This window comes from Oxalicibacterium sp., from assembly GCF_057353965.1.
Genome location: NZ_JBMQZD010000005.1, coordinates 268,845 through 284,778 on the forward strand (window position 1 = coordinate 268,845; position 15,934 = coordinate 284,778).

Below are 15,934 nucleotides of genomic sequence, written 5' to 3' on the forward strand. Positions count from 1 at the left end.
AATTGGAGTGCGCGGCTTCAGTCAAGTTCGCGATGACGCAGCAGCACGTGTTCGGTGGGGCGGAAATGCGCGGCCAGCCGTTCGACGAAATAAACGGAGCGATGCTGGCCGCCGGTGCAGCCGATGGCCACCGTCAGATAGCCGCGGTTGTCCTTCTTGAAGGCGGGCAGCCATTTGTCGACGAAGCCGCGGATGTCGGCCAGCAGTTCGACCGCATCCGGCTGCGCGGCGAGGAATTCCTGCACCGGCGCATCGCGGCCGGTCAGCGGACGCAGCGCTTCGTCGTAATGCGGATTGGGCAGCGCGCGCACGTCGAACACCAGATCGGCATCCAGCGGTACGCCGAACTTGAAGGCGAACGATTCGAACAGCAGCGTCAGCGGCGCATGACCGGTATCGGCAAAGGCCTTGATCCAGGCGCGCAGCTTGTTGGCGCGCATGCCGGACGTATCGACGACGTGGCTGATTTCCTCGATGCCGGCAAGCATCTCGCGTTCTTCACGTATGCATTCGGTTAGCGTACGGCGTTCAGTGGCGTTGTCGCTGACGTAGCTGCGATGCGACAGCGGATGGCTGCGGCGCGTTTCGGAAAAGCGTGCGATCAGCGAATCGGTCTTCGCGGTGAGGAACAGGACCTTGACGTCGTGCCCCTGGCTGCGCAGCCACTCCAGGTCAGCCGGCAAACCGATCAGCGAACGTGCGCTGCGTGCATCCATCGAGACGGCAAGCATGTCGCCGCCTTCTTCCTGACGGGCGGTGACCAGCGCGCGCAACAATGGCGGTGGGAGATTGTCGACACAGAAGTAGCCGGCATCTTCGAGCGCCTTCAGTCCGACCGACTTGCCGGAGCCCGAAATACCGGTGATGAGAATGATGCGCATGGCGGCCATGATACCGCAAGCATGGAATGCCGTCGGACGAGGAGTGACTTGCTGGCTTGTGACGCGGAAACCGTGGCCGAAGTCGGCAATGGTCGAGTTGAGATGAACGTCGGTGACTGCTGTTTGAAGTTGGCTTGCGGCTAATTTGTCGCAGTTGATTATTGCTGCCGATCAGTGCAGTCGAGGAGTGCAGCCGATGTGCGCCGCGATGTGCACCTGATTACTCGTCGCTTTCCATCGCCTTCTGCTGACGCACGATGAAGTCCTTCAGCGTATCGATACCGCGCATCTGCAGGATGGTGTTGCGTACGGCGGCTTCCAGCAGCACCGCGATGTTGCGGCCGGCTTCGACGGGAATGACGACCTTGCGGATAGTCAGGCCGAGGATTTCTTCCGACTGCGAAGAGACTGGCAGACGTTCGTAGTTTTCTTCCAGCGTTTTGCGGCGGACCAGATGCGCGATCAGGTTCAGGCGCATTTTCCGGCGCACGGCGGTCTCGCCGAAGATGGTGCGGATGTCGAGCAGGCCGAGCCCCCGCACTTCAAGCAGATTCTGCAGCAGCGGCGGGCAGCGGCCTTCGATCATGTTCGGCGCAATGCGCGCGAACTCGACGGCGTCGTCTGCCACCAAGCCGTGGCTGCGCGAAATCAGCTCAAGTCCCAGTTCGCTCTTGCCCAGACCCGATTCGCCGGTGATCAGCACGCCCACGCCCAGCACGTCCATGAATACGCCGTGCATCGTGATGCGCTGTGCGAGCTTCTTCGACAGGTAGACGCGCAGATAGTCGATGACCTGCGCAGCCGGCAGCGGCGTGGAGAACAGCGGGATGTTCTTCTGGTCGCAGATCGTCATGATGTCGGCCGGCGTTTCCAGACCCTGCGCGATGATGACGGCTGGCGGCTGGCCGGCGATCAGCTCGGCCGTGTGATAGGCGCGCGCGCCCGGCGACAGCCGTTCGTAGTATTCGGTTTCCTGATGGCCGAAGACCTGGATGCGGCCCGGATGGATCAGGTTCAGGTGGCCGACCTGGTCGGCGGCCGAGGTGGCATCGCCGGAGATCAGGCGCTCGCCGCCGGGAAAGCCTGCGAACCAGCCAAGCTGCAGCGATTCGCGATTGTCGTCGTAGATTTGCTGGATCGAGAGCGGGGTCGGTAGAGGCATGGGCATCTGCGCCTTGCGGCGCGCGGATCAGTCTGCGCCTTGCAGACTGGGTTGCCAGGTGATCAGGCGAGCGTGGACGGCTGCCGCATCGGTGGCGGTGGCCAGCATCGTGCGGAAGCTTTCGTCGGAAAACATTTCTGCCAGTTCGGACAGGATTTCCAGGTGCTGCTGCGTGACGTGATCCGGGATCAGCAGGAAGATCAGCAGGCTGACCGGCTGGCCGTCCGGCGATTCGAACGGAATCGGCTGTGCCAGGCGCACGAAGGCGGCCAGCGGCGCTTTTAGACCCTTGATGCGACCGTGCGGAACCGCGACGCCATGACCGAGGCCGGTCGAGCCGAGGCGCTCGCGGGCAAACAGATTGTCGGAAACGTCGGAGCGGGCGATGCCGCAGTTGTTTTCAAAAATCAGGCCGACCTGTTCGAATGTACGCTTTTTGCTGGAGACGTCGAGATCGAGCACGACATTGGCAGGGGGGAGAATCTGACTTAGATGGTTCATTGATGCAATGCACAAAAAAGGACTCTGCGTCGCATTATAGGCCTATTTTTTCCGGTCAGGTCCGAAACGGACGGGATCAGCGGAAAGCCAGGGAGAATTGTTGTTCGTTGGATGCGTTTTGTTAAAAACAATACATGGTTCGCGGTAGCGGCTTGACGTTTGCGGCGCCGGGTGCTTGCGGTGGCTGGCATCGTTGGCGTGCGCATTGTTCATCCGTCATTGTCTTTATTGCCGCGCATTGCGAATGTTCGACGGCGGCTGCCCGGTGCTGAAGTTGCTGCGCCACGGGTTGATGTCGAGCCCGCCGCGGCGTGTGTAGCGTGCATAGACGACCAGTTTCTGCGGCCGGCACTGGCGCAGCACGTCCATGAAGATGCGTTCCACGCATTGCTCGTGGAATTCGTTGTGTTCGCGAAAACCGATCAGATAGCGCAGCAGGCCTTCGTGATCGATCGGCGCGCCGACATAGCGGATCTGCACGCTGCCCCAATCGGGCTGCCCGGTGACCAGGCAGTTCGATTTCAGCAGATGCGAGACCACCGTTTCCTCGATCGGCGCTTCTTCGTGGTTGGCGCGCAGCACGGAGGCATCCGGCTGGTAATTGTCGACCTCGATGTCGAGGCGATCCAGCGGCATGCCGTCCAGTTCGCCCATCGTCACCTTGCCGAAGCTGTCCGGCGTCGTCAGCGCGATCTGCACCTGTGCGCCGAAACCGTTCGACAGGTCGGCGCGCAGCAGTTCCAGCAACGCTTCGGTGCCACCGAGCTTGGTCTGGTTGAACGAATTCAGGTAGAGCTTCAGCGATTTGGATTCGATGATGTTGGGCGAATCGGCCGGCACCATGAAGCGCGCGATCGCCACCTGCGGCTTGCCGCGCATGTTCAACCACGACAGTTCGTAGGCGTTCCAGATATCCATGCCGAAGAAGGGCAGTGTGCCGGCGAGGCCGAGTTCGTCGCGCTTTTCCTGGCGCGGAATCGAAAACAGCAGCGACGGATCGTACTGCGCGCAGTAGACGGTAGGTTTGCCGAGTGGTGAAGACGAAGGGGAAAAATCAGTCATGGGGAATATTGTCCGAAGTGCATGTCGTGGATGACGGCGCAGATTCGATTTTAAAGCGTATCGACGATGCCATCGATGCGTGGTCAGCCTTCGATGGCTGCCATCGCGTGCGCGATATCGGTGATGCTGTCGGGGCGCACCAGGCGAGAGACTTCCATGCCGTCTTTCATGAAGATCAGCGTCGGCCATAGCTTGATGCGAAACGAGCGCCCCAGCGGGCGGCGCGGACCGTCTTCGATTTTGACGTGCCGCAGGTCGGGATGTGCGCCGAATGCGTCTTCCAATAACGGCTGTACGCGCTGGCAATGCGGGCACCACGGTGCGCCGAATTCGATGACGGTGCCGCCGGACAGCGCATCGATATCCTCACGCGCCGGTTCGATGCTCGCGTATTTGTGATTCATGGGCATGATCTGCTCCGGTCGCGTTTCTCGATGTATCGGCCCGCTGCCCTTGGGAAGAGCGGTATTCCGTTACAGGAACAGTCGATAGACAGGATTGTCGGATTCATCCCAGTGACGATAGCCGAGGCCGGCGAGGAAGGCGCGAAAATCCTTCATCTCTTTTTTCGGCACCTGCAGCCCGACCAGGATGCGGCCGACGTCGCCGCCCTGGTTGCGGTAGTGGAACAGGCTGATGTTCCAGTTCGGCGCCATGCTGTCGAGGAAACGCATCAGCGCGCCCGGACGTTCCGGGAATTCGAAGCGGTACAGCAGTTCGTTCTGCGCCAGTTCGCTCTTGCCGCCGACCAGATGGCGGATGTGGCTCTTGGCCAGCTCGTCGTGCGTCAGATCGAGCGCCTTGAAGCCGTGCTTCTCGAAATTCTTGGCGATCCTGGTCGACTCTTCACGATCGGCGATCTGGATGCCGACAAAAACGTGCGCCTGGCTGGCATCGCTGATGCGGTAGTTGAACTCGGTCACATTTCGCGGGCCGATCAGCTGGCAGAACCGCTTGAAGCTGCCGCGCTCTTCCGGAATCGTCACGGCCAGCACGCCTTCGCGCGCGGTGCCGACGTCGGCCATTTCGGCGACGAAGCGCAGGCGGTCGAAATTCATGTTGGCGCCGCTGGCGATGGCGACCAGGGTTGCGTTCTTCAGCGGACGCTTGTTCGCCTGCTCGCGTTCGACATATGCCTTGGCGCCGGCGATCGACAATGCGCCGGACGGTTCCAGAATGCTGCGCGTATCCTGGAAGACGTCCTTGATCGCGGTGCAGACTTCATCGGTATCGACCACGATGACGTCGTCCACGTATTTTCTGGCAAGACGGAAGGTTTCCTCGCCGGGCAGCTTGACCGCGGTGCCGTCGGCAAACAGGCCGACGTCGGGCAGCGTCACGCGGCGGCCGGTTTTCAAACTGCGCGCCATTGCGTCGGAATCGACCGTCTGCACGCCGATGATCTTGATTTCGGGACGCACCGCCTTGACGTAGGCGGCGATACCGGCGATCAGGCCGCCGCCGCCGATAGGCACGAAGATCGCATGAATCGGGCCTGCATGCTGGCGCAGGATTTCCATGCCGATCGTGCCCTGGCCGGCGATCACGTCGGGATCGTCGAACGGGTGGACGAAGGTGAGCTTGTGTTTTTTCTCCAGCGTCAGCGCGTGCTGATAGGCGTCGGAATACGAATCGCCGAACAGCACCACTTCGCCACCGCGCGCCTTGACCGCGTCGACCTTGACCGAAGGCGTGGTGGTCGGCATCACGATCACGGCGCGGCAGCCGAGCTGGGCGGCGGACAGCGCCACGCCCTGCGCATGGTTGCCGGCCGACGCGCAGATTACGCCGCGCTTGAGTTTCTCCGGCGGCAGCTGCGCCATCTTGTTGTAGGCGCCGCGCAGCTTGAAGCTGAAGACGCTCTGAATATCCTCGCGCTTGAAGTAAATCTGGTTGCCGTAGCGTTTCGATAGCGTCGGCGCCAGTTCCAGCGGCGATTCCACGGCGACGTCATAGACGCGCGCGGTCAGGATTTTTTTCAGGTAGTCGGTCGTCATAAGCGGCAATGTGAGGAACGCGGGCCGGAATTTGCAGCAGTAGCTGGTACAGTCGCGGCATCTTCGAAGCCCATCATTATAATGGACGCCCTTTCAACGTTTGGGGGACGCGTGCAATGTATATGCACAATGCGTCGCTGCCTGCCACGATAACTTCATGATCGAATCCGCCGTCCAGTGGCTGCTTGCCGTGCTGTCCGTTCCCCAAGTCGGGTTGTGGTCGGTCTTCATCATCAGCCTGGCGTCGGCCACCATCCTGCCGATCGGCTCTGAACCGGCCGTGTTTGCGGTCGTGAAGGCCAATGCGGCGCTGTTCTGGCCGGCGATCCTGGTCGCCACCGCCGGCAACACGATGGGCGGCATCATCGATTACTGGATGGGCTACGGTGCCAAGCGGGTGTTTGCAAAGGAACGGGAAACGCGCTGGTTCGGCTGGCTGCAGCGCTATGGCGCGAAGACGATGGTGCTGTCGTGGCTGCCCGGCATCGGCGACCCGATTTGCCTGTTGGCCGGCTGGCTGAAGTTGCCGTTCTGGGAATGTGTGATTTACATGGCGATCGGCAAGTTTCTGCGCTACCTGACGATGACCGGATTGCTGCTGTTCGTGCCGGACGGATTCTGGCATACGCTGGTGCATTTGTTCTAGCGCCGGAATTGGGCCGGAATCGAGCCGAAAAACGAAGAAAATGGCCGGTTGAAAGCGGGCTGAGCGGCTGCTGAATGTCCGCCGAACGTCTGTTTCCACACCGACGGCGGATATCGCAATCGGCTAAAATGCGCCTTTAGTATCAGTCCGCGTGACCTTCGATGAACGCCCCAGCACAGTTCCAGACCCTCCTAGCCGACGCCCCGGATGGCCACACCGCTACGCGCCTGCGTGAAATCCCGTACAACTACACGTCTTTTTCCGATCGCGAGATCGTGATTCGCCTGCTCGGTGAAGAGGCGTGGAAGTTGCTGGATGAATTGCGCGGCGAGCGCCAGACCGGCCGTTCCGCGCGCATGCTGTACGAGGTATTGGGCGACATCTGGGTGGTGCGCCGCAATCCGTACCTGCAGGACGACATGCTGGACAATCCGAAGCGTCGCCAGGCTCTGATCGATGCGCTGAACCATCGTCTGGGCGAAGTCGACCGGCGCCGCAAGAACGATCTGGCCGCACACGACGATGCAGCGGCGCAGCGCCGCGCTGCTGCCGTGGAAGTGCTGGTGCAGGCAGCCTGCAAGGCGGTGGCCGATTTTGGCGAGGAATTCCGCAATACCTGGGATCTGCGCAAGCGCGCCACGCGCGTGCTGGGCCGCTATACAGACAAGGACAACATCAAGTTCGATGGCCTGTCGCGCGTGTCGCACGTGACGGACGCGACCGACTGGCGTGTCGAATATCCGTTCGTCGTGCTGACGCCGGATTCCGAGGACGAGATGGCAGGTCTGGTCAAGGGCTGTATCGAACTCGGCCTGACCATCATCCCGCGCGGCGGCGGCACCGGCTATACCGGCGGCGCGATTCCGCTGACGCCGATGTCGGCCGTCATCAATACCGAAAAGCTGATTGGCCTGAGCGAAGTCGAAATGACGCGCCTGCCTGGCGTCGAGCGCGACTACGCGACGATTTATTCCGGCGCTGGCGTCGTCACCAAGCGCGTGGCCGATGCGGCCGAGAAGGCCGGCTTCGTGTTCGCCGTCGATCCGACTTCGGCCGAAGCCTCGTGCATCGGCGGCAACATCGCGATGAACGCCGGTGGCAAGAAGGCCGTGCTGTGGGGTACAGCGCTCGACAATCTGGCCAGCTGGCGCATGGTCGATCCGAACGGCGACTGGCTGGAAGTCACGCGCATCGAACACAACCTCGGCAAGATTCATGACGCGCCGGTGGCGAAGTTCAAGCTCGAATGGACGCATCCGAGCGAGAAGGGCCGTAGTCGCAACGCGCCGTTCAGGACCGAGACGCTGGAAATTCCCGGCCGTATCTTCCGCAAGGAAGGCCTGGGCAAGGACGTCACCGACAAATTCCTCGCCGGCCTGCCGGGCGTGCAGAAGGAAGGCTGCGACGGCCTGATCACGTCGGCGCGCTGGATCCTGCACCGCATGCCGAAGCACACGCGTACCGTCTGCCTCGAATTCTTCGGCCATTCGCGCGACGCGGTGCCGTCGATTGTCGAAATCAAGGATTATCTGGACAGCCTGCCGGCACGCGGCGGCGCGTTCGAGACCGTGCGTCTGGCCGGCCTCGAACATCTGGACGAACGCTATCTGCGCGCGGTCGGTTATGCGACCAAGTCCAAGCGCGACGTGCTGCCCAAGATGGCGCTGTTCGGTGACATCGTCGGCGACGACGAGGATGCAGTTGCGCAGGCGGCTTCCGAAGTGGTGCGTATCGCTAATCAGCGCGTCGGCGAAGGCTTCATTGCCGTCAGCCCGGAAGCGCGCAAGAAATTCTGGTTGGATCGCGCGCGTACCGCGGCCATCTCCAAGCACACCAACGCGTTCAAGATCAATGAAGACGTCGTGATTCCGCTCAATCGCATGGGCGAATACTCGGACGGCATCGAGCGCATCAACGTCGAACTGTCGATCAAGAACAAGCTGCAGTTCCTCGCTGAACTGCACAACTTTTTCATCGCCGGCAATCTGCCCCTGGGCAAGAGCGACGATGCGGAAGGCGATGCGATTCCGCCGGCAGAATTGCTGGAAGACCGCGTCAATCAGGCTGAACAACTGATCGAAGACACGCATGCGCGCTGGTCCTTCCTGCTGTCGAATCTGGACACGCCGCTGCGTGACGCGAAGGAAAAAATGCTGGCGCTTGGCGTGCAGGCGCTGAACGGCACTTTCGACGAACGGCTGGCGAAGCAGCCGGACGCGACCGTGTTCGATGTCATCCAGGACCGCACCGTGCGCGTGTCGTGGAAGACCGAAATCCGCGCGCAGTTGCGCCAGATCTTCGGCGGCGTCGCCTTCCGCCTGATCCTCGATGAAGCCGCTGCTATCCACAAGCGCGTGTTGCGCGGCCGCGTGTTCGTCGCGTTGCACATGCACGCAGGCGACGGCAACGTGCACACCAACATCCCGGTCAATTCTGACCACTACCAGATGCTGCTGGATGCGCACGAAACCGTGGCGCGCATCATGAAGTTCGCGCGTTCGTTGAACGGCGTGATTTCCGGCGAGCATGGCATTGGCATCACCAAGGTCGAATTCCTGACCGATGAAGAGCTGGCCGATTTCCGCGCTTACAAGCGCCGCGTCGATCCAGAAGGCCGCTTCAACAAGGGCAAGCTGATGGACATGCCGGAGTTGCGTGCCGATCTGCGCAATGCCTACACGCCGTCGTTCGGACTGATGGGGCATGAGTCACTGATCATGCAGCAGAGCGACATCGGCGCGATCGCCAACAGCGTCAAGGATTGCCTGCGCTGCGGCAAGTGCAAGCCGGTCTGCACCACGCACGTGCCGCGCGCCAACCTGCTGTACTCGCCGCGCAACAAGATCCTGGCGACGTCGCTGCTGGTCGAAGCCTTCCTGTACGAAGAGCAGACGCGCCGCGGCGTGTCGCTGAAGCACTGGGAAGAATTCGAGGACGTCGCCGACCATTGCACCGTCTGCCACAAGTGCGTGACGCCATGCCCCGTCGATATCGATTTCGGCGACGTGTCGATGAACATGCGCAACCTGCTGCGCAAGATGGACAAGAAGTCGTTCAACCCCGGCACGGCGACGGCGATGTTCTTCCTGAACGCCACCGATCCGGCAACGATCAATGCGACGCGTCAGGCGATGGTCGGCTTCGGCTACAAGGCGCAGCGCTTCGGCCACGATTTCTTCCGTAAGCTGGGTAAGAAGCAGACTGCCGCGCCGAAGCCCACGATCGGCAAGCCGCCGATCAAGGAACAGGTGATCCACTTCGTCAACAAGAAGATGCCGGGCAACCTGCCGAAGAAGACGGCGCGCGCGCTGCTTGACATCGAAGACAACAAAATCGTGCCCATCATCCGCAACCCGCAGCAGACGACGGCGGACAGCGAAGCGGTGTTCTATTTCCCCGGCTGCGGTTCGGAGCGGCTGTTCTCGCAGGTCGGGCTGGCGACGCAGGCGATGCTGTGGAACGTCGGCGTGCAGACCGTGCTGCCGCCGGGCTATCTGTGCTGCGGCTATCCGCAGCGCGGCACCGGCGATTACGACAAGGCCGAGAAGATCATCACCGACAATCGCGTGCTGTTCCACCGCATGGCGAATACGTTGAACTATCTCGACATCAAGACGGTGGTCGTGTCGTGCGGCACCTGTTTCGATCAGTTGCAGGGCTATGAATTCGACAAGATATTCCCCGGCTGCCGCATCATCGACATCCATGAATATCTGATGGAAAAGGGCGTCAAGCTGGAGGGCGTATCCGGCGTGCGCTACATGTATCACGATCCCTGCCACACGCCGATGAAGCAGCAGGATGCGCTGAAGACGGTCAATGCGCTGATCACGACTGCCGATGCGCAGAAAATCGAAAAGAACGATCGCTGCTGCGGCGAGTCCGGCACCTTTGCGGTATCGCGACCTGACATCGCGACGCAGGTACGCTTCCGCAAGCAGGAAGAGATGGAGAAGGGCGCCGACAAGTTACGCGCCGACGGCTTTACCGGCGAGGTGAAAGTGCTGACGTCGTGCCCGTCCTGCCTGCAGGGTCTGTCGCGTTACAAGGAAGACACTGGCGCCAATGCCGACTACATCGTCGTCGAGATGGCCAAGCACTTGCTGGGCGAGGACTGGCTGCAGAACTATGTCGCCAGTGCCAACAACGGCGGCATCGAGCGCGTGCTGGTATGACATCCACCACATCGAACGCCTGCGAACTGTGCCGCGAAGAAGACGGAAGCGGCGGCGAAATCCTGTTCCGTAACGACAAGCTGCGCGTCGTATTGATCGATGATGCCAACTATCCCGGCTTCTGCCGTGTCATCTGGAATGCGCACGTTGCCGAGATGACCGATCTGCCGCCGGTCGACCGTTCGCTGCTGATGCGCACCGTCTGCCAGGTGGAAGTCGCGCTGCGCGACGTGATGCAACCGCTCAAGATCAATCTCGCCAGTCTGGGCAACATGGTGCCGCATCTGCACTGGCACGTGATTCCGCGCTATGCGGACGATGCGCATTTTCCGAATCCTGTCTGGGCGCCAGCGGTCAGGCAGACCGCACCGGACGCGCTCGCTGCACGGCAGGCGCTGTTGCCGGTGTTGCGTGCAGCGGTGGCGAAGCATGTCGCCTGTGCAGACTAAATAGCGCATACCGTGGCATCGGCTGTGTCGATGCCGCACTTTATTGAAAGGTGAACGATGAGCAAGCAACCGCAACCAACCGAACTGACCGTGCGCAAGCAGTCGCGCGTGCTGGAAATCGCCTTCGACGACGGTGCCGCCTTCTCGCTGCCGTTCGAATTCCTGCGCGTCTATTCGCCGTCGGCAGAAGTGCGCGGCCACGGTCCCGGCCAGGAAACCTTGCAGACCGGCATGCGCGAAGTGGGCATCGTCGCGGTCGAACCGGTCGGTAACTATGCAATCAAACCCGTGTTTTCGGATGGCCACGACAGCGGTATCTACTCGTGGGAGTACCTGCACCATCTCGGCACGGATCAGCAGGCACTGTGGGAAGACTATCTGCGTCGGCTGGAAGCGGCCGGCTTTACCCGTGAGTCCGGCCGCGATGCGCCGATGGACAAGGCGACAGCTGCCGGGGGCAGTTGCGGCCACCATCATTGATGCATTGATGCACGGAAATCGGCGATGTTGCCGATGAATTACATGATGTTTCCGTAGATTAATTCAATCTTCACGATTTCTTAACATATCGTATAATCACTTTCACTGGATTGCATTTGCCATGACCAATTCCACCCATTTCGGCTATCAGACGGTCGCCGAGGAAGAAAAAGTCCACAAGGTCGCCGAAGTGTTCCATTCGGTCGCCGCCAAGTACGACGTGATGAACGACGTCATGTCGGCCGGGCTGCATCGCCTGTGGAAGGCATTCACGATCGCGCAGGCGGGTATTCGCCCCGGCTTCAAGGTGCTGGATATTGCGGGCGGTACGGGTGATCTGGCCAAGGCATTTGCAAAGCGTGCCGGACCGAGCGGCGAGGTGTGGCTGACCGACATCAACGAATCGATGTTGCGCGTAGGGCGTGATCGTCTATTGAACAATGGACTGATCACCCCCACGTCCTTGTGCGATGCGGAAAAGCTACCGTTTCCCGACAACTATTTCGATCGGGTGTCGGTGGCGTTCGGTCTGCGCAACATGACGCACAAGGATGCTGCACTGGCGGAAATGCGCCGTGTGCTGAAGCCGAGCGGCAAGTTGCTGGTGCTGGAATTTTCGAAGGTGTGGGAGCCGCTGAAGAAGCCCTACGACCTGTATTCGTTCAGCGTGCTGCCGTGGATGGGCAAGCGGATTGCGAATGATGCCGACAGCTATCGCTATCTGGCCGAATCGATCCGCATGCATCCGGATCAGGAAACGTTGAAGAAAATGATGGAGGGCGCGGGATTGGAGCGCGTCCAGTATTTCAATCTGACCGCAGGTGTGGCGGCATTACACACCGGAATCAAACTTTAGGAGAAAGCAATGAAGAGATTGTTGATGGCGTTGGCCGTCGTAACCAGTTCGATGATGTTCATTGCGCCCGAGGCGGAAGCCAAGCGCATGGGCGGCGGCGGTTCGTTCGGCAAGCAGTCGCAGAGCTATCAGCGTTCTGCGCCGCCACAGCAATCGGCAACGACTGCGAAGCCTGATGCCGCCACGGCAGGTACGGCCGGTGCTGCAGGTGCCGCAGCCAAACCGAGCATGATGCGCAACATTCTGGGCGGTGCCTTGCTCGGCCTGGGCCTGGGCGCGTTGCTGTCGCACCTGGGTATCGGCGGTGCGCTGGCCAGCATGATCAGCACCATCCTGATGGTGGCGCTGCTGGCATTCGCTGCGATGTTCATTTTCCGCATGATTCGCGGTCGTAGCGCGGGCAATCAGCCGCAGCCGGCTTTCCAGCACGGCTATTCGGCACGCACGCAGACGCCGGAAATCGGCTCCAGCATCAATCAACCATCGGCGCTGCAATCCTCGTCGTCCCTGTCTTCCGCTGCTGCGGTAGATGCGAACGACGTGCCGGCGGATTTCGATGTGCAATCGTTCCTGCGTAACGCGAAGAGCTATTTCATCCGCCTGCAGGCGGCATGGGATCGCGGCGACATCAACGACATCCGCGAATTCACGACGCCGGAAATGTTCGGTGAACTGCGCCTGCAACTGCAGGAACGCGGCGACACGAAGAACGTCACCGACGTGGTGTCGCTGGATGCGGTGTTCTACGGCGTGGAAAAAGTCGGCGACGAATACATCGCCAGCGTGAAATTCAGCGGCATGATCCGCGAGGCTGACCATGCTCCGACCGAACCGTTCACCGAGGCATGGAATCTGTCCAAGCCGGTGCATGGCGACGGCGGCTGGGTGCTGGCTGGCATTCAGCAACTGTAAGAACGATCGCTGGCGGCACTGCGCCGCATGCTGCTAAACTTGAGCCGCCCGTGAATGGTCACGGGCGGCTTTGTTTTTTGACGATGACTTTTCGCTCCCCTGCCGATTTCCTGCCCGCTGCCATCAATCACCTGCTCGCACAGGAAGCATGGGCGCGTGCGAAGCTGATGCCGCATGTGGGAAAGATCGCCGTATTCGATGCCGGCCTGATGATAGTGCGCCTGAAAGTCGCCGCTGACGGCATGGTGGAGACGGCAAACGGCGGGGCAAGCAGCGATGAAGCTGCCGCGGTGACGATACGCGCGCAGCTGTCCGATCTGCCGCTGATTCTGCAGAACCGCGAGCGCGCATTCTCCTACGTGAAGATCGACGGCGACGCCGATTTCGCCAATACGATCTCGCAACTGAGCCAGTCGCTACGCTGGGATGCGGAAGGTGATCTGGCCGGCGTGGTCGGCGATATTGCCGCGCGCCGCATCGCGATGGGCGCGCGTTCCGCGCTCGATGCGGCCAAATCCCTGCAACGCTCGGTCAGCGAAAACGCGGCCGAATACTTTCTGGAAGAAAATCCGATGCTGATGCGTCCGCAGGCGATTGCCGATTTCACTCAAGACGTGACCAGACTGCGCGACGATGTCGCACGGCTGTCCAAGCGCATCGAGAAGCTGAAGGACGCCGCGCGATGATTCTGCGATTCCTGCGCGTCTTCAAGATCATCCGTGTCGCCATTCGCTACGGGCTGGACGACATTGCGATGTCCGGCCTGACGATTCCGCGCACCACGCGCGTGCTGAACGCGATCCTGTTCTGGCGCGATATTTCCGCGCCGCGCGGTGAGCGGTTGCGGCGTGCGCTGGAGGATCTCGGTCCCATCTTCGTCAAGTTCGGCCAAGTGCTGTCGACGCGGCGCGATCTGATGCCGATGGACATCGCCGACGAACTGGCGCGCCTGCAGGATCGCGTTCCGCCGTTCCCGACGGAACAGGCGATTGCGCAGATCATCCGTTCGTTAGGCTCGCATCCGGACCAGCTGTTCGCGCAATTCGAGCGCGAGCCGGTGGCTTCGGCATCGATCGCGCAAGTGCATTTCGCGCAACTGAAGAATGGCCGCAACGTCGCGGTCAAGGTACTGCGCCCCGGCGTGCGCCGTTCGATCGACGACGATCTGGCGCTGATGCGCATCGTCGCCGGCATGGTCGAACGCTGGTGGGCCGACGGCCGGCGCTTGAAGCCGCGCGAAGTCGTTGCCGAGTTCGACAAGTATCTGCATGACGAGCTGGATCTGATGCGCGAAGCTGCCAACGGCAGCCAGCTGCGCCGCAACTTCGCCGATTCGCAGTTGTTGGTGGTGCCGGAAATGTTCTGGGACTACTGCTCGACTTCCGTCATCACGATGGAGCGCATGACCGGCATCCCGATCTCGCAGACCGAGCGCCTGCTGGCTGCCGGCGTCGATCTGAAGAAACTCGCCAGCGACGGCGTCGAAATCTTTTTCACGCAGGTGTTCCGCGACGGCTTCTTCCATGCCGACATGCATCCGGGGAATATCCTGGTTTCCACCGAGCCGGCGACCTTCGGTCGCTACATCGCGCTGGATTTCGGCATCGTCGGCACGCTGAACGATTTCGACAAGGATTATCTGGCGCAGAATTTCCTCGCCTTCTTCCGCCGCGACTACAAGCGCGTGGCTGAAGCGCACATCGAATCAGGCTGGGCGCCAAAGGAAACGCGCATCGACGAGCTGGAAGCAGCGGTGCGCGCCTGCTGCGAACCGATCTTCGACCGACCACTCTCCGACATCTCGTTCGGCCAGGTGCTGTTGCGCTTGTTCCAGACGTCGCGCCGCTTCAACATCGAGGTGCAGCCGCAACTGGTGTTGCTGCAGAAGACGCTGCTGAATATCGAAGGACTGGGCCGCCAGCTCGATCCGGAGCTGGACCTGTGGAAGACCGCCAAACCATATTTGGAACGCTGGATGAACGAGCAGGTCGGCTGGCGCGGTTTCTATCAGCGCCTGAAGGTCGAAGCGCCGCGCTACAGCAAGCTGCTGCCGGAACTGCCGCGTCTGGCGCATCAGGCGCTGACGAAGGCCACCGAAGCGGAGCGCCATACCGATGAGCTGCTGAAACTGGTATTGCAGGAACAGCGGCGCACGAATCTGCTGCTGGGCGTGGCGATCTATTTCGGCGGTGGACTGGTCGTCGGCGGATTGCTGACGCTGGTTCTATTTACATTCGGATAAGACTGTCTGCGCGCTGCGCAGGCCCGTGAACGCAGCTCATTGAAATACCGCACCGATGCCTCATTTCGGTGCGGTATTTTTTTGCAAATGCGTCGCTGCGATTTGCTACAATTCCGCGTTTTTTCAGCCTCCGTCGCTTTCTCGTCCGGCTCGGCAGACACGCAGTGGCGCAGCGCGATATGTGTGATTTCCATCGTCGCTTCGCTGATTGCATTTGGATGATCTCTAGTTGGAGACGTTTGATCTGTCGGTGGAGTTGGTATGAACTTCGCCGGTATTGCGCGAACATCACGTTGCCGCTTGATGATCCGGAGGCCTGGCATGACGCATGCATCGAACATGGCGCTGTCTGCAAGCCATTGTTGGAATACGGGAGTTTTCTTTTATAACCGGCCGTTTTTTCTGCGGAGCGAACCGAGTTGGACTACACGCTGATTTCCTTTGTGGTGCTCTATATGGGAGGCACGCTTGCCCTCGGCGTCTGGGCAGGAACGCGCATTAAAAACACCAGCGACTTCGCCGTGGCCGGCCGCAGCCTGCCGCTGATCATGGTGATCACCACCACGTTCGC

14 protein-coding genes and 1 pseudogene are annotated in these 15,934 nt (G+C 60.9%); 9 read left to right on the forward strand and 6 right to left on the reverse strand.

Annotated features, from left to right (window positions below; all coding sequences use genetic code 11):
• Nucleotides 1–17: 17 nt before the first annotated feature.
• The 6 genes from rapZ to ilvA all read right to left on the reverse strand — a co-directional run bounded on the left by rapZ (nucleotide 18) and on the right by ilvA (nucleotide 5,603).
• A complete protein-coding gene (rapZ, locus tag ACO1VH_RS10940) occupies nucleotides 18–881 on the reverse strand; it encodes an RNase adapter RapZ (RefSeq protein ID WP_486244494.1) in 864 nt (287 codons plus the stop codon).
• Between the two features lie 220 nt (nucleotides 882–1,101).
• Nucleotides 1,102–2,043 (reverse strand): HPr(Ser) kinase/phosphatase, encoded by a 942-nt coding sequence (gene hprK / locus ACO1VH_RS10945; protein WP_188419761.1) that lies wholly within the window; start codon nucleotides 2,041–2,043, stop codon nucleotides 1,102–1,104.
• A 27-nt stretch (nucleotides 2,044–2,070) separates the two neighbouring features.
• Nucleotides 2,071–2,544, reverse strand: coding sequence for a PTS sugar transporter subunit IIA (locus ACO1VH_RS10950; protein ID WP_486244495.1), 474 nt, complete (start codon nucleotides 2,542–2,544; stop codon nucleotides 2,071–2,073).
• A 225-nt stretch (nucleotides 2,545–2,769) separates the two neighbouring features.
• Complete coding sequence (gene queF, locus ACO1VH_RS10955) at nucleotides 2,770–3,606, reverse strand: NADPH-dependent 7-cyano-7-deazaguanine reductase QueF (RefSeq protein ID WP_486244496.1); 837 nt, start codon at nucleotides 3,604–3,606, stop codon at nucleotides 2,770–2,772.
• 83 nt (nucleotides 3,607–3,689) lie between these two features.
• Complete coding sequence (locus ACO1VH_RS10960) at nucleotides 3,690–4,016, reverse strand: thioredoxin family protein (protein ID WP_486244497.1); 327 nt, start codon at nucleotides 4,014–4,016, stop codon at nucleotides 3,690–3,692.
• Between the two features lie 63 nt (nucleotides 4,017–4,079).
• On the reverse strand, nucleotides 4,080–5,603 hold the full coding sequence (ilvA, locus tag ACO1VH_RS10965; protein WP_486244498.1) for a threonine ammonia-lyase, biosynthetic: 1,524 nt from the start codon (nucleotides 5,601–5,603) through the stop codon (nucleotides 4,080–4,082).
• A gap of 157 nt (nucleotides 5,604–5,760) precedes the next feature.
• Here ilvA and ACO1VH_RS10970 point away from each other — a divergent pair, with 157 nt between their 5' ends.
• The 9 genes and pseudogenes from ACO1VH_RS10970 to ACO1VH_RS11010 all read left to right on the forward strand — a co-directional run.
• Nucleotides 5,761–6,249, forward strand: a complete 489-nt coding sequence (locus tag ACO1VH_RS10970; RefSeq protein ID WP_486244499.1) for a YqaA family protein — start codon at nucleotides 5,761–5,763, stop codon at nucleotides 6,247–6,249.
• Nucleotides 6,250–6,410: 161 nt separating this feature from the next.
• Nucleotides 6,411–10,424, forward strand: coding sequence for a DUF3683 domain-containing protein (locus ACO1VH_RS10975; RefSeq protein WP_486244500.1), 4,014 nt, complete (start codon nucleotides 6,411–6,413; stop codon nucleotides 10,422–10,424).
• Nucleotides 10,421–10,873, forward strand: coding sequence for an HIT family protein (locus tag ACO1VH_RS10980; protein WP_486244501.1), 453 nt, complete (start codon nucleotides 10,421–10,423; stop codon nucleotides 10,871–10,873). Before ACO1VH_RS10975 ends, ACO1VH_RS10980 begins: the two co-directional genes overlap by 4 nt.
• A gap of 57 nt (nucleotides 10,874–10,930) precedes the next feature.
• Nucleotides 10,931–11,353 carry a gamma-butyrobetaine hydroxylase family protein gene (locus ACO1VH_RS10985; RefSeq protein ID WP_486244502.1) on the forward strand — a complete coding sequence of 141 codons (423 nt, stop codon included), beginning with the start codon at nucleotides 10,931–10,933 and terminating at the stop codon, nucleotides 11,351–11,353.
• 121 nt (nucleotides 11,354–11,474) lie between these two features.
• Nucleotides 11,475–12,209, forward strand: coding sequence for a bifunctional demethylmenaquinone methyltransferase/2-methoxy-6-polyprenyl-1,4-benzoquinol methylase UbiE (gene ubiE / locus ACO1VH_RS10990; RefSeq protein ID WP_486244503.1), 735 nt, complete (start codon nucleotides 11,475–11,477; stop codon nucleotides 12,207–12,209).
• Nucleotides 12,210–12,218: 9 nt separating this feature from the next.
• A complete protein-coding gene (locus tag ACO1VH_RS10995; RefSeq protein ID WP_486244504.1) occupies nucleotides 12,219–13,121 on the forward strand; it encodes a Tim44 domain-containing protein in 903 nt (300 codons plus the stop codon).
• 83 nt (nucleotides 13,122–13,204) lie between these two features.
• Nucleotides 13,205–13,807 (forward strand): ubiquinone biosynthesis accessory factor UbiJ, encoded by a 603-nt coding sequence (locus ACO1VH_RS11000; protein WP_486244505.1) that lies wholly within the window; start codon nucleotides 13,205–13,207, stop codon nucleotides 13,805–13,807.
• Nucleotides 13,804–15,363 carry a ubiquinone biosynthesis regulatory protein kinase UbiB gene (gene ubiB / locus ACO1VH_RS11005; RefSeq protein ID WP_486244506.1) on the forward strand — a complete coding sequence of 520 codons (1,560 nt, stop codon included), beginning with the start codon at nucleotides 13,804–13,806 and terminating at the stop codon, nucleotides 15,361–15,363. The genes ACO1VH_RS11000 and ubiB overlap by 4 nt, the downstream gene beginning before the upstream one ends.
• Before the next feature lie 419 nt (nucleotides 15,364–15,782).
• Nucleotides 15,783–15,934: pseudogene (locus ACO1VH_RS11010) on the forward strand (sodium:solute symporter); the annotation flags it as partial.